10 protein-coding genes are annotated in these 13,232 nt (G+C 67.8%); 7 read left to right on the top strand and 3 right to left on the bottom strand.

The annotated features are described in order from the left end of the window. Positions 1-13 precede the first annotated feature (13 nt). A complete protein-coding gene (locus EVS83_RS06005) occupies positions 14-2,857 on the top strand; it encodes a serine/threonine-protein kinase (RefSeq protein WP_133500134.1) in 2,844 nt (947 codons plus the stop codon). 20 nt (positions 2,858-2,877) lie between these two features. On the opposite strand, the gene EVS83_RS06000 is transcribed toward EVS83_RS06005, so the two are convergent. Both EVS83_RS06000 and EVS83_RS05995 read right to left on the bottom strand, forming a co-directional pair. After that, on the bottom strand, positions 2,878-3,507 hold the full coding sequence (locus tag EVS83_RS06000; protein WP_133500133.1) for a thymidine kinase: 630 nt from the start codon (positions 3,505-3,507) through the stop codon (positions 2,878-2,880). Positions 3,508-3,536: 29 nt separating this feature from the next. Continuing rightward, complete coding sequence (locus EVS83_RS05995; RefSeq protein ID WP_133500132.1) at positions 3,537-4,274, bottom strand: SEL1-like repeat protein; 738 nt, start codon at positions 4,272-4,274, stop codon at positions 3,537-3,539. Positions 4,275-4,419: 145 nt separating this feature from the next. Between EVS83_RS05995 and EVS83_RS05990 the strand changes: the two genes are divergently transcribed. Together EVS83_RS05990 and plsB are read left to right on the top strand one after the other, a co-directional pair. Beyond that, on the top strand, positions 4,420-6,399 hold the full coding sequence (locus EVS83_RS05990) for a UvrD-helicase domain-containing protein (RefSeq protein WP_133500131.1): 1,980 nt from the start codon (positions 4,420-4,422) through the stop codon (positions 6,397-6,399). Positions 6,400-6,656: 257 nt separating this feature from the next. Beyond that, complete coding sequence (gene plsB / locus EVS83_RS05985; RefSeq protein ID WP_425456071.1) at positions 6,657-9,407, top strand: glycerol-3-phosphate 1-O-acyltransferase PlsB; 2,751 nt, start codon at positions 6,657-6,659, stop codon at positions 9,405-9,407. 57 nt (positions 9,408-9,464) lie between these two features. On the opposite strand, the gene EVS83_RS05980 is transcribed toward plsB, so the two are convergent. Next, positions 9,465-9,674 carry a YdcH family protein gene (locus tag EVS83_RS05980; protein ID WP_133500129.1) on the bottom strand — a complete coding sequence of 70 codons (210 nt, stop codon included), beginning with the start codon at positions 9,672-9,674 and terminating at the stop codon, positions 9,465-9,467. A gap of 94 nt (positions 9,675-9,768) precedes the next feature. Here EVS83_RS05980 and ttcA point away from each other — a divergent pair, with 94 nt between their 5' ends. The 4 genes from ttcA to EVS83_RS05960 all read left to right on the top strand — a co-directional run. Further along, positions 9,769-10,674 (top strand): tRNA 2-thiocytidine(32) synthetase TtcA, encoded by a 906-nt coding sequence (ttcA, locus tag EVS83_RS05975; RefSeq protein WP_133500128.1) that lies wholly within the window; start codon positions 9,769-9,771, stop codon positions 10,672-10,674. 75 nt (positions 10,675-10,749) lie between these two features. Then, the gene (locus EVS83_RS05970) at positions 10,750-11,655 is read left to right on the top strand and encodes a recombination-associated protein RdgC (protein ID WP_133500127.1); all 906 of its coding nucleotides are present in this window, start codon (positions 10,750-10,752) and stop codon (positions 11,653-11,655) included. Positions 11,656-11,662: 7 nt separating this feature from the next. Further along, positions 11,663-12,454 (top strand): M48 family metallopeptidase, encoded by a 792-nt coding sequence (locus tag EVS83_RS05965; RefSeq protein WP_133500126.1) that lies wholly within the window; start codon positions 11,663-11,665, stop codon positions 12,452-12,454. Between the two features lie 369 nt (positions 12,455-12,823). After that, a partial coding sequence (locus EVS83_RS05960) for a hypothetical protein (RefSeq protein WP_208108698.1) occupies positions 12,824-13,232 on the top strand: 409 nt, incomplete at its 3' end.

Genomic DNA, 13,232 nt, shown 5'->3' with positions numbered 1-13,232 from the left:
GCGCGGTCGGATCATGGACCCCGCACGCTGGCTGCGCCTGTCGCCGCACCTCGACGAGCTGCTCGAGCTCGAACCGACCGAACGCGACGCGCGCCTGACGCAGATCGCGCATGACGACGCCGCGCTGGCCGCGGATCTCACCAAAATGCTCGCGCTGGAAGACGGCAATGCCGCCTTCCTCGCCGAACCCATCGTCGTGCCGAAGCCGCTGCTCAGCGAAGGCGGCGAAGTCGGGCCGTATCGCCTCGAAAAGCTGCTCGGCGAAGGCGGCATGGGTCAGGTGTGGCGTGCGTCGCGTGCGGACGGCCTGTACCAGCGCCGCGTCGCACTGAAGCTGCTGCGTCCCGGCCTCACCGACCAGAACCTGCGCCTGCGCTTCGCCCGTGAGCGGCAGATCCTCGCGCGTCTCGCGCATCCGCACATCGCGGGCCTGCTGGATGCCGGCGTCAGCGCGGAAGGCGTGCCGTATCTCGCGCTCGAATACGTCGAGGGCGAACCGATCACGCGCTACTGGCAGCGCCTCGACGTGCCGCTCGACGCGCGCCTTCGCATGTTCCGGCAGGTCTGCGCGGCGGTGAGCCATGCGCACGCCAACCTCGTCGTGCACTGCGACCTCAAGCCGTCGAACATCCTGGTGACGCAGGACGGCCAGGTGCGCCTGCTCGACTTCGGCATCGCCAAGCTGCTCGACGGCGGCGGCCCGCGCAGCGACAACACGCGCACCGGCACGCGCGCGTTCACGCTGCACTACGCGGCGCCCGAACAGATCCGCGGCGCGCCGGTCACCACGATGACCGACGTGTATTCGCTCGGCGTCGTGCTGTACGAACTGCTCACCGGCACCAAGCCGTATCGCCTCAAGCGCCAGAGCGATGCGGAGTGGGAGGAAGCGATCCTCACGCACGACCCGGTGCGGCCGTCGCAGAAGCTGTTGCGGCTCGCCGAGACGAAGCAGGGCGTCGAACGCCAGCAATTGCGTCGACGTGCGCGCCGTCTTGTCGGCGATCTCGACAACATCGTGATGCGCACGCTGTGCAAACAGCCCGAGCAGCGCTATCCGTCGGTCGAAGCGCTGAGCGAAGACCTCGCGCGCCATCTCGACGGCCGCCCGGTGCAGGCGCGGCCGCAGGGCCTGCTCTACATCGCGCGCAAGTACATGCGTCGCCACCGCTGGGCGCTTGCGGGCACCACCGCGGCCATCGCGTTCATCGCGATCGCCGGCGGCGTGGTCTGGCGACAGAGCCGCGAGGCGGTCGACGAAGCCCAACGCGCGCAGGCCATGCGCGACTTCATCGCCGGCGTGTTCGAAAAGGCGGCGGAAACGCGCGATGCGGGCGCGGTGGATCTGCGCACGCTGCTCGATGCGGCGGTCGAACGCGGCGATCGCGAACTCGCCCGCGAGCCGGCCTCGCAGGCGGAACTGTTCGGCCTCGTCGCGCGACTGCGCATGGGCCTGGGCGATTACCCGCAGGCGCTGGCGCTGCTGGAACGCCAGCGTGGACTGATCGAGCGCAACACCGACATGCCCGAGAGCCTGCGCATCGAAGCGAGCGCGCTGCGCGGCGACGTGCTGCGCCGCACCGGCAATCCGCGTGCGTGCGTGGCCGGCATGCGGCCGCTGGAGACGCTGGCCGAGCAGCGCCAGCGCGCGTTGCCGACGCCGGCCGCCGAGTTCTTCTCGCAGCTCGGTCGCTGCGAACGCGCGTTGGGCGACGTGTCCCGCGCGCGGCACTTGTTCTCGCGCGCGCTGGTGCTCCGTCAGTCCATCGACGCGCCGGGTTCGGCCGTCGCGGAAATCGAGAGCCGTCTCGACCTCGCGACGCTGCAGGTCGACCAGGGCGAGTTCGACGACGCGCTGCGCACCTATCGCGTCGCGCGCGAGCGCCTCGATGCCGAAGTCGGTTCGCGGCACCCGCTGCAGGTCGACATCGGCCGACAGATCGCGACGGTGGAGCGGCGCCTCGGCCATCCGGGTCGCGCGGAACGCGAGCTTGTGGACACGCTGTCGACCGCGCAGGACGTGCACGGCCCGCAGCATCCGATCACGCTCGCGGTGCGCCGCGAATTGGCCGACGTGCTGATCGACCAGTCGCGCTACCGCGACGCCGCGCTGCCGTTGCGCACACGTCATGCGGAGCTGAGCGCGCGGTTGTCGCCGAACGATCCCGAACTACGCGACAGCCATCTGCTTCTCGCGCGCGTCGAATGGCAACTCGGCCGGTTGCCGGCGGCGCTGTCTTCGTTGCAGGCGGCGCTGGCGATCGACCGGCATCGCGGCGATCCGGATGCGGTGTCCGACAGTCTGGCAACGATGGCGCAGGTGCTGCACGAAGCCGGACGCAGCGGCGAGGCGCGACCGCTGCTCGAAGAGGCGCGCGCGTTGCGCATCGCCCGGCATGGCGCGAGCGATGCATCCGTCGCCGACATTGATCGACGCCTCGGCGACGTCGACGCCGCGCTCGGCGACGCACGTGCGATCCCCGAACTGACCCGCGCGCTGCACTTCCTGCGACAGGGCTACGGCGCACGCGATCCGCGCACACGCCTCGCGCAGCTATCGCTCGCGCGCGAACAGGCGACGCAGGGCGATCCGGTCGCGTTGCGACTGCTCGACGTCATCGCCGCCTCGGGCGCGACGTCCGTGCGACCCCAGCCGATCGCTTGGCGCGCGGCGGGCTATGCGGATGCGGTGCGGTGCGCGGGACGTCCGCGGTCGGCGGGTGCGCGCCATCTCGATCGACTGATCGAGGCCGTGCGCGTCGCGCAGCCGGACGGCAGTGTCACGTTGCGGGACTTGGAGCAGCTACGCCGCGAATGCCAGCGCCCGAGCGCGCAGATCGCGATGCGCGACAACTGAGCAGCGGAGCGCGGCGCGCGTTACGCGGCGTCGAACGGAAACGGCACCTGCATCGGCTCGATCGTGCCTTCGCCGCGCATGACCTTCTTGAACTGCGCGCGCGACACCGAGACGTAACGCTCGTTGCCGCCGATCTCGACCTGCGGGCCGTCCTGCACCGCGCGGCCCTGCTCATCGACACGCACCGTCATCGTCGCTTTCTTGCCGGTGTGGCAGATCGTCTTGATCTCGTCGATCTCGTCCGCCCAGGCGAGCAGATACTGGCTGCCTTCGAACAGTTCGCCGCGGAAATCCGTACGCAACCCGTAGCAGAGCACCGGGACGCGCAGCGCGTCGACGATCTCGGTGAGCTGCCAGACCTGCGCCTTCGTCAGGAACTGCGCTTCGTCGACGAGCACGCAATGCAACGGGCCATGTTCGTCGATGTCGTGGCGGACGCAGCGTTCGAGATCGTCGTCACGCGAGAACGCCGTCGCCTGCGACGAAAGGCCGATGCGCGAGGCCACTACGCCGCGCCCCGCGCGATCGTCGAGCGCGGGCGTCAGGACGAACGTACGCATGCCGCGCTCCGCGTAGTTGTGCGCGGACTGCAGCAGCGTGGTGGTCTTACCGGCGTTCATCGCCGAGTAGTAGAAATACAGCTTCGCCATCGCGTCAGTTTACGCCGGCGACGACGACGCTAGCGGTCGTCGCCGGCGCGCGTGGCGTCGGACGACGCGGCCGGCGCGGACCGGACATCCTGCAGTTCGCCGGCATCGACGTGACCACCGGGCTCCTTCCACAGCGCATCCTGCAACGCCCAGTACTGGTCGGCATTCCAGTACTCGAGACTGTTGAGAAGCGTGCCGTCGACGGTCTGCACGCCGTATTGGCTGGGAATCTTGATCCGGGCGTTGCTGTTGTAGCCCGTCCGGCTGCCCACCCCGTTGTGGGATTCACGACGCAACTGATCGGCGAAGCGCGGCTTTGCGACGTCGTCGCCGTATTCGGCGTAAACCGACTGACCGACTTCGAGCGCACGAGCGCGGTCGGCCTCCGTCATACGCGCCCAGTAGCGTTCCCGACGCACGATGAAGTCGCGATACCCGCGCTCGGCGGCAAGATCCATCCATGCGTAGGCCAGCGCCATATCCGGGGGAACGCCCTGGCCGAGCGCGTACATCTCCGCGATCAGCCCCTGCGAAGGCTTGTCGCCGAAGTGCGCGGCACGTCGCAGGAGTACGAGCGCGCGATCGTACTGCTTACGACCATACGCCTGAACGCCGTACATGCGGAACTCAAGGTCGGGATGGCCGCGGAACGCCATCTCGTACTCGAGGGAGCGCGCGTCGGGTTGGCTGCCCTGGTCCGCTGCATGCACCGAAGGCGCCGCCAGTAGAAGGAGGGCGATCGCGGCGGTCGACAAACGGGCGTTCATGCAGGTCCAACGTTCGGAAAGTGGCTAGTGTGCAGTCGTGGGCGGCCGCGCGACAGCCAACTGATGGCACGAGAGCCTGAACGCGTCGCACGGACCTCGCGAACGGGACGCCGTACCATGCGCATCCCGCGACGCCGCAGTTCCCATGCACGGTCTCAATCCCCAGCAACGTGCCGCCGTCGAGCATTGCGACGGCCCGCTTCTCGTGCTTGCCGGCGCAGGGTCGGGCAAGACGCGCGTCATCGTCGAGAAGATCGCGCACCTGATCGCGTCGGGGCGCATGCCGGCCAAGCGCATCGCGGCGATCACGTTCACCAACAAGGCCGCGAAGGAAATGCGCGAGCGCGTCGCCAAGCGGATCAAGGGCGACGCGGCCGAAGGCCTGACGATCTGCACGTTCCACGCGCTCGGCCTGAAATTCCTTCAGATCGAACATGCGAAGGCGGGGCTGCGCCGCGGCTTCTCGATCTTCGATGCCGACGACTCCGCCGCGCAGATCAAGGACCTGCTCCCGGCAGGCAGCAAGCCCGACGCGATCGATGCGGTGAAGAACCTGATCTCGCGCGCGAAGAATGCGGGGTTGTCGCCGGAAGAAGCGATGCGCGAAGCGCGCGCCCCGCGGGAAGTCGAAGCGGCAACGATCTACGAGCTCTATCAGGCGCGCCTCAACAGCTTCAACGCGCTCGACTTCGACGACCTGATCCGCCTGCCCGTGCAGTTGCTCGAAGCCGACGAAGAGCTGCGGCTGACGTGGCGCGAGCGCATCGGCTACCTGCTCGTCGACGAATGCCAGGACACCAACGACGCGCAGTACCGCCTGCTCAAGGCGTTGGCCGGTCCGCGTGGTCTGTTCACCTGCGTGGGCGACGACGACCAGTCGATCTACGCCTGGCGCGGTGCGAACCCGGACAACCTGCTGCAGCTCGGCACCGACTATCCGACGCTGCGTATCGTCAAGCTCGAACAGAACTACCGCTGCAGCAATCGCGTGCTGCGCGCGGCGAACACGCTGATCGCGAACAACCCGCACGAACACCTGAAGACACTGTGGTCCGACCAGGCCGACGGCGAGCGCATCCGCATCTGGGAATGTCGCGAAGCGGGCCACGAAGCCGAACGCATCGCCGCGGAGATCCAGTTCATCGCGGCGTCCACGCGCGCGCCGTGGAGCGACTTCTGCATTCTCTTCCGCGGCAATTTCCAGAGCCGACCGCTGGAGAAGGCGCTGCAGCTGATGCGCGTGCCGTATCATCTGTCGGGCGGCACCGCGTTCCTCGACCGCGGCGAGGTCAAGGACGTGCTGAGCTGGCTGCGCCTGCTCGCCAATCCCGACGACGACGCGGCATTCCTGCGCGCCGTGCAGGCGCCCAAGCGCGAAGTCGGCGCGGGCACGCTGGCGAAGCTCGCCGAACTCTCGGCGCATGCGCACATGCCGATGGCGCGGGCGATCGAGAACGTCGGCGCGCTGAAGCAGCTGCCGCCGCGCGCGGCCAATGCGCTGGATTCCTTCGCGACGCTGGTGCGCCAGTTGCGGGCGAAGTCGGCCACCGCCGCGCCGTCCGAGCTGGTCGGTGAAGTCGCCGAACGCAGCGGGCTGCTCGCGTCGGTGCGCGCGCAGTGCAAGGACGAGGCGAGCTTCCAGCGCCGCAAGGCCAACATCGACGAACTCGCCGGCTGGTTCGAAGGCGCGCGCAACGCGGGCCCGGGCGAACTCGCGGCGCAACTCGCACTGCTCTCGCATGCGGACAAGGGCGAGGCCGGCAACCAGGTGCGGCTGATGTCGCTGCACGCGGCCAAGGGTCTCGAGTTCCGCTACGTCTTCATCGTCGGCATGGAAGACGGCACGCTGCCGCACGAGGCGTCGCTCGACGAAGGCCGGCTCGACGAAGAGCGCCGACTGCTCTACGTCGGCATCACCCGGGCGAAGGAACGACTGTGGCTGTCGTACTCGAAGATGGCGCAGCGCTGGGGCGAAGTGCTGCGGCTGAAGCCCAGCCGGTTCCTCGACGAACTGCCCGCCGCCGAGATCCAGCGCGATGGCGCCGACCCGGTCGCCGACGCCGAAAACAAGAAGGCGCGGGCAGATGCGGGGTTCGCGGCCATCCGGGCGCTGCTGGACGGCTGACGAACAATCAATTACTTATCGTCATATCCGAAAGTATTGCTTTCGGAATAACGCTTTATTAAGCTGGTCGAGTCCGGTTCCACCGGCACTGTCCACATCGTTGTTGTCCCTCCGGCTCCGGCCGGGTTTTGGGGAGGCCTCGCGGCCTCCTTTTTCTTTTGGCCGCGGTCACGCCTTGCGTTCACGATGCCTGCCCGGCGCCGACCGGTTCGCCGTCGTTCCCGGCCCGATGAACACGCTTGGGCATAATGCCGGCGATGGCCCAACAGACGCCCCTGCCGTTCCCGGACGCCGCGCCGACCGCCAACGGCGACGACACACCGCCCCCTGCCGCGCCCACGCCGGCCGGCACCGAATCCGACGTCGACGTCGAAGCCGCGCGCGCGATCGATCCCGCCCAGCCGGACCTGCCGATGCCCGGCGCGGGTCGCGGTGACGTTCCGCCGCCCCGTCCCGCCCGTCCGGCTTCGCGTCCGTGGTGGGCGCGGCTCCTCGAACGCGCCATGGCGCCGTGGGTCGCGCTCAAAATCGAACCCACGTCGCCCGCCGAACACGTGCCCGACTGGAACGGTCGCCCCGTCTGCTACGTGCTCGAGGACTACGGCCTCTCGAACGCATTGATCCTCGACCGCGCCTGCCGCGAGGCCGGCCTGCCCTCTCCGCTGACGCCGCTGCCCGGCGACCCGACAGGCCGCGGTCGTGCCTACGTCGCGCTGTCGCGCCGCAACGTCGGCCCGCTCGCGCCGATCCCCAATATTCCCGGCGTTCTCGAACGCCCGCGCGTCGAGAACGGCAAGTCGCATTCGGAATCGCTCGCGCGCCTGATCGATGCGCACCGCACCGATCCGTCCATGGACGTGCAGCTGGTGCCCGTCTCGATCTACGTCGGCCGCGCGCCCGAGAAGACCACCGGTTGGTTCTCGGTGCTGTTCTCCGAGAATTGGCAGCTGGTCGGTCGCTTCCGTCGCCTGCTGTCGATCGCGCTCAACGGGCGCGAGACGTACGTGCGCTTCGCGCCGCCGGTGTCGCTGCGCACGATCGTCGACGAAGGCCTGCCGCCGGAACGCACGGTGCGCAAGCTCTCGCGCGTGCTGCGCGCGCACTTCCGCCGCATCCGCACCGCGGTGATCGGGCCGGACCTGTCGACGCGCCGCCTGCTCGTCGACCGCGTGCTCGCCGCGCCGGGCGTGCTCGATGCCATCGCGGACCAGGCGCGGCGCGACAACAGCAGCATGGCCGAGGCGTGGAAGAAGGCGCACGCACTTGCGTACGAGATCGCGGCCGACTACTCGCATCCGGTCGTGCGTTCGGCGAGCTTTCTGCTGCAGCCGGTGTGGAACCGCATCTATCGCGGAGTGCTGGTGCATCACCTGGATCGGGTCAAGGAAGACGCGCCCGGCCACGAAGTCATCTATGTGCCCTGCCATCGCAGCCACATGGATTACCTGCTGATCAGCTACCTGCTGTACACGCGCGGGATCGTGCCGCCGCACATCGCGGCGGGCGTGAACCTCAACCTGCCCGTCGTCGGCACGCTGCTGCGCACGGGCGGTGCGTTCTTCCTGCGTCGTTCGATCCGCGGCAGCGCGCTGTATTCGGCGGTGTTCTCCGAATACCTCGCGCAGCTCGTCGCCGGCGGTTATTCGATCGAGTACTTCATCGAGGGTGGCCGCTCGCGCACCGGGCGATTGCTGCAGCCCAAGGGCGGCATGATCGCAATGACGCTGCGCGCGTACCTGCGCGCGCCGACGCGGCCCGTGCTGTTCCAGCCCGTCTACATCGGCTACGAAAAGCTGATGGAAGGCCGCAGCTATCTCGACGAGCTGTCGGGCAAGCCCAAGGAAAAGGAATCGATCTGGCAGCTGCTGATGGGCATCCCGAAGGTGCTCGGCAGCAACTACGGCCAGGTCGTCGTGAACTTCGGCGAGCCGATCCGCCTGACCGACGTGTTGGCGGAAAAGGCACCCGACTGGGACGGTCGCCCGGTGTCGGAAGACGAGAAGCCGGCGTGGCTCAACGATACGGTCGACACGCTGGCCGATCGCATCCAGATCAACGTCAACGGCGCAGCGGACGTCAATCCGATCAACCTGCTCGCGCTCGCGCTGCTGTCGACGCCGAAGCACGCGATGAGCGAAGTCGACCTGCTCGAACAGATCGCGCTCAGCAAGAAGCTGCTCGCGCAGCTGCCGTATTCCGATCGCGTCACCGTCACGCCGCACACGCCGGAAGAGATCATCGCGCACGGCGAGGAGATCAACGTCCTCGTGCGCGTGAAGCATCCGCTCGGCGACGTGCTGGAGGTCGACGAAGAAAAGGCGGTGCTGCTCAGCTACTTCCGCAACAACGTGCTGCACCTGTTCACTGCGGCGGCGTGGGTCGCGTGCTGTTTCCAGCACAACCGCCGCATGACGCTGTCGTCGGTGCTGCGCCTGGGGCGCAGCGTGTATCCGTTCCTGCAGAGCGAGCTGTTCCTGCCGTGGAGCGAGGACGAATTCGCCGAGCGCCTGCGGGCCACGGTCGACCTGTTCCAGACCGAAGGGCTGCTGCGCCGACGCGACGACGACGATCCGGAACAGCTCTCGCGCAGCGCGAGCCAGTCCGACGAGGTGTTCCGTCTTCGCGCGATCGGCCACTCGCTGCAGCAGGCGTTCGAGCGCTACTACATCGCGATTTCGGTGCTGGTGAAGAACGGCCCCGGCACGCTCAGTGCGGGCGAGCTGGAGACGCTCTGCCACCTCGCCGCGCAACGCCTGTCGCTGCTGTACGCGCCGGCCGCGCCGGAGTTCTTCGACAAGTCGCTGTTCCGGGGCTTCATCGCGAAGTTGCGCGAACTGCGCATGGTGTGGGCCGACGAGAACGGCAAGCTCACTTTCGACGAACGCCTCGACGCCTGGGCCAAGGACGCGAAGTTCATCCTCGGCCGCGAGCTGCGGCATTCGATCGAGAAGGTCAGCCCGGAGGCGGCGGAAGCGGCCAAGGCCTCCGCGGCGAAGGCCGCGTCGTAAGGCGGGCGGATGCGTGACGCGCTCGCGCCCCAGGTGCGAGGCGCGTCGCGGTTCGCGTCAGGCCGGCTCGTCCGGAATCAGCGAGGACTCCAGCCGCGCGATCGCGTCCTTGAGCTGGAGCTTGCGCTTCTTGAGCCGGGTGACGGCGAGTTCGTCGCGCACGCTGGCATGCTTCAGGCCCTCGATCGCCAGATCGAGGTCGCGGTGCTGCTGGCGGAGCTCGGCGAGCTGGCGGGCGATGTCGGCGGGGTTGCGACCGTCGTTCATGCGGCGAGCTTAGCCTGCGCACGCGACCGCCAGCGAGCCGGGCCGGCGCTGAATGCAGTCAGGCCCTGCGACGCCCCGCCCGTAGAATGACGGCATGAGCACCGTCGCACTGCCCGTCATTCCCCTCGCCGAACCGTTGCCGCCGCGCGCCAAGCGCGCGCAGCACGAGGCCAACAAGCTCGCCAAGCGCCTGCGCCACCAGGTGGGCCGCGCGATCGCCGACTTCGGCATGATCGAGGAGGGCGACAAGGTGATGGTCTGCCTGTCCGGCGGCAAGGACAGCTACACGATGCTCGACATCCTTCTGCAGCTGCAGAAGAAGGCGCCGGTGAAGTTCGAACTGGTCGCGGTCAACCTCGACCAGAAGCAACCGGATTTCCCCGAGCACGTGCTGCCGACGTACCTCGAGTCGATCGGCGTGCCGTACAAGATCCTCGAGCAGGACACGTATTCGGTGGTGACGCGCGTCGTGCCGGAAGGCAAGACGATGTGCTCGCTGTGCTCGCGACTGCGTCGCGGCGCGCTCTACACGTACGCCGAGCAGAAAGGCTTCACCAAGATCGCACTCGGTCATCATCGCGATGATCTGGTCGCGACGTTCTTCCTGAATCTCTTCTTCCACGCGAAGCTCTCGGGCATGCCGCCCAAGCTGCAGAGCGACGACGGCAAGCACGTGGTGATCCGCCCGCTCGCCTACGTCAAGGAAGACGACATCGCCGCGTACGCCGAGGCGAAGCAGTTCCCGATCATTCCCTGCAACCTCTGCGGCTCGCAGGAAAACCTGCAGCGCAAGCAGGTCAAGAAGATGATGGATGCGTGGGAGCGCGAGTCGCCCGGGCGGATCGAAACCATCTCGCGCGCGCTCGGCGACATCCGCCCGTCACAGCTGTCGGATACGACGCTGTTCGACTTCCTCGCGCTCGGCCGCCACGGCGATGCGCCGTTGCCCGACGCGCACGCCTGGCTCGCCGGCGAACCAAACGACGCACGCGACGACTGAGCGCACCGCGCCTGTCTCCGAACCGACCTTCCGGCCGCCGCCCAGGCGGCCCGTTTTCCACTCTCCGGATCTTCGATGTTCTTCCGCAACCTGACCCTGTTCCGCTTTCCGACATCGCTCGAACTCGACGCCTTCGACGCCGGCCTCGAAGAAGCCGCGCTGCGCCCCGTCGGCCCGATGGAGCTCTCGACGCGCGGCTTCGTTTCGCCATTCGGTCGCGACACCGAAGGCTTCAAGCACATGCTCGACGACGCCTACTGGCTCGCCGTCGGCAGTGAGGACCGGCTGCTGCCGGGCGCGGTCGTCAACGACCTGCTGCAGAAGAAACTCGACGAGATCGAGGAGAAGGAAGGGCGTCGCCCCGGCGGCCGCACGCGCAAGCGCCTGAAGGACGAGCTCATCACCGAACTGCTGCCGCGCGCATTCGTGCGGCCCTCGCGCACCGATGCGATCCTCGACATGAAGCAGGGCATCGTCGCGATCGACACGTCGAGCAAGAAGTCCGCCGAAAGCGTCGTCAGCGAGATCCGCCGTGCGCTCGGCAGCTTTCCCGCACTGCCGCTCAATGCGGAAGTCGCGCCGCGTTCGGTACTGACCGGCTGGGTGGCGGGTGAAGCGCTGCCGGACGGCCTCAGCCTCGGCGACGAATGCGAACTGCGCGATGCGCTCGACCAGGGCGCGGTGGTGAAGTGCCAGCGCATGGAACTCGTCGACAACGCCGAGATCGACAAGCACCTGCAGTCGGGCAAGCAGGTCACGCGGCTTGCGCTGAATCTCGACGACCATGTCAGCTTCGTGCTCGGCGAGGATCTGGTCATCCGCAAGTTCAAGCTGCTGGACGGCGCGGTCGACACGCTCGAGAACACCGAGCGAGAGGACCTGCGTGCCGAGCTCGAGGCGCGTTTCGCGCTGATGAGCCACGAGCTGCGTCGTCTGTTCACCGTGCTCGAGCCCGCCCTGAAGCTGTCGAAGGTCGAGTAGCCGCTGGATGTTCTTCCGCGCGCGACCGCCGCACGCGGCACCCGCGACGCCGCGTGCGCCGCTGCAGGTCACGCTGCCGGACGGTCGCATCGTGGACGTGCAGCGCGTCGACAACCGCCGCGTGCGCGGGCTGCGCCTGACCGTCACCGAGCGGGGCATCCGGCTCACGGTGCCGCCGCGCACGAGCGATCGTCGCGCGCTCGCCTTCGTGCAGGAACATGCCGCCTGGCTCGCCGGCCAGCTCGCGCATACGTTCGGCGACGTGCAGCCGCTGCGCATCGGCGAAAGCACGACGCTGCCGTTGCGCGGCGTCGATGCGCCGCTGCAGTGGCGCGAAGGCCGTTTCCTGCGCGTCGAGCTCGACCATGAGCAGGTAGTCGCCACGCTGCCGCCTGCGCTTGGCGAAGCCGCGGTGCGCAAGGCGTTCTCGAATTTCTATCTGGCGCAAGCGAAGGCGGACGTCGGGCGCTGGATGCCGAAATACCTGCCGACGCTGCCGCGCGCGCCGCGCACGACGACGATCCGTCCGCTCACGTCGCTGTGGGGCTCGCTCGCTCCGGACGACCGCATGCGCCTGGATCTCGCGCTCGTGCTCGCGCCGCCCGCGGCGTTCGAATACGTGCTCGTGCACGAGCTCTGCCATCTGATACAGGCGAACCACTCGCCCGCATTCTGGGCGGAAGTCGAACAGCGCTTTCCCGACTGGCAGACGCAACGCGAACTGTTGCGTTCGCGTGGTCGGCCGATCAAGGCCGCGTTGCGCGCCGTCTGCGAAGTGCGCGCGATCCCGCACGATTGAATTGCGTCGGCACGGTTTCGCATGGTCGTGTCCGCTGCCCGCGTTGGTCGTTGTCAGAGCTCCACACGCGCGAAAACGTGCACTGCGTGCGAAACGGCCATCTCGTTTTCGTGCTCGTTCGGTTAAAGCGGACTCGTGCGTGCAGCTTCATGCGCGGAAAAATTTTCGATGCTGTTGAACGGTTTGCAGACACGACATGTGAATTTCGAACGCCTCGCTTGACGCTCGGGTTCGCAAAGCATTCATCCATGTGGGGCGCGCGCGAATTCGTGACGTAGGTCACGGGTTGGCACGGGATATGCGACGAGGGCGATGCGTCCGAAAAGGGGCGCTTCCTCCCCTGAAATTCGACATCCCAAGGAGAACCACATGCGCAAGAACCTCATCGCCGCCTCCGTCGCACTGGCGCTCGGCTTTGCCGCTGCCCCGGCGTTCGCGCAGAGCGTGACCGACGCGTTGAACAGCAACGACCGCCTGACGCTCGCCGGCACCACCGCGACCGACAGCTCCACCAACGACGCCTACAACGACAACTCGACGAACGACTCGAACAACGACAACCGTTCGGGCTTCAATAACGACTCCACGAACGATTCGTACAACGACAACTCCACCAACCTCGACCTTGCGATCTCGGACTCGGGCAACGACAACTCGACGACCGACTCGCACGACGACAACTCGACGGACAACTCCACCGACAACAGCGTCGCCCTCGCCACGCTCGGCAGCGCGGCGGCCAACAACGGCGGCACCGCGTCGTCGAACATCTCCGACT

The organism is Cognatilysobacter terrigena (assembly GCF_004361065.1).
GTDB lineage: Bacteria > Pseudomonadota > Gammaproteobacteria > Xanthomonadales > Xanthomonadaceae > Cognatilysobacter > Cognatilysobacter terrigena.
Note: the sequence above shows the minus strand (reverse complement) of the source record. Positions and strands in the feature narration are given on the sequence as shown.

Excerpts from the sequence above, each read along its gene's own strand:
- EVS83_RS05990 (WP_133500131.1), top strand. The coding sequence starts at position 4,420 with ATGCACGGTCTCAATCCCCAGCAACGTGCCGCCGTCGAGCATTGCGAC.
- EVS83_RS05980 (WP_133500129.1), bottom strand. The coding sequence starts at position 9,674 with ATGAACGACGGTCGCAACCCCGCCGACATCGCCCGCCAGCTCGCCGAG.
- EVS83_RS05995 (WP_133500132.1), bottom strand. The coding sequence starts at position 4,274 with ATGAACGCCCGTTTGTCGACCGCCGCGATCGCCCTCCTTCTACTGGCG.
- EVS83_RS06005 (WP_133500134.1), top strand. The coding sequence starts at position 14 with ATGGACCCCGCACGCTGGCTGCGCCTGTCGCCGCACCTCGACGAGCTG.
- EVS83_RS06000 (WP_133500133.1), bottom strand. The coding sequence starts at position 3,507 with ATGGCGAAGCTGTATTTCTACTACTCGGCGATGAACGCCGGTAAGACC.
- plsB (WP_425456071.1), top strand. The coding sequence starts at position 6,657 with ATGGCCCAACAGACGCCCCTGCCGTTCCCGGACGCCGCGCCGACCGCC.
- EVS83_RS05965 (WP_133500126.1), top strand. The coding sequence starts at position 11,663 with ATGTTCTTCCGCGCGCGACCGCCGCACGCGGCACCCGCGACGCCGCGT.
- ttcA (WP_133500128.1), top strand. The coding sequence starts at position 9,769 with ATGAGCACCGTCGCACTGCCCGTCATTCCCCTCGCCGAACCGTTGCCG.
- EVS83_RS05970 (WP_133500127.1), top strand. The coding sequence starts at position 10,750 with ATGTTCTTCCGCAACCTGACCCTGTTCCGCTTTCCGACATCGCTCGAA.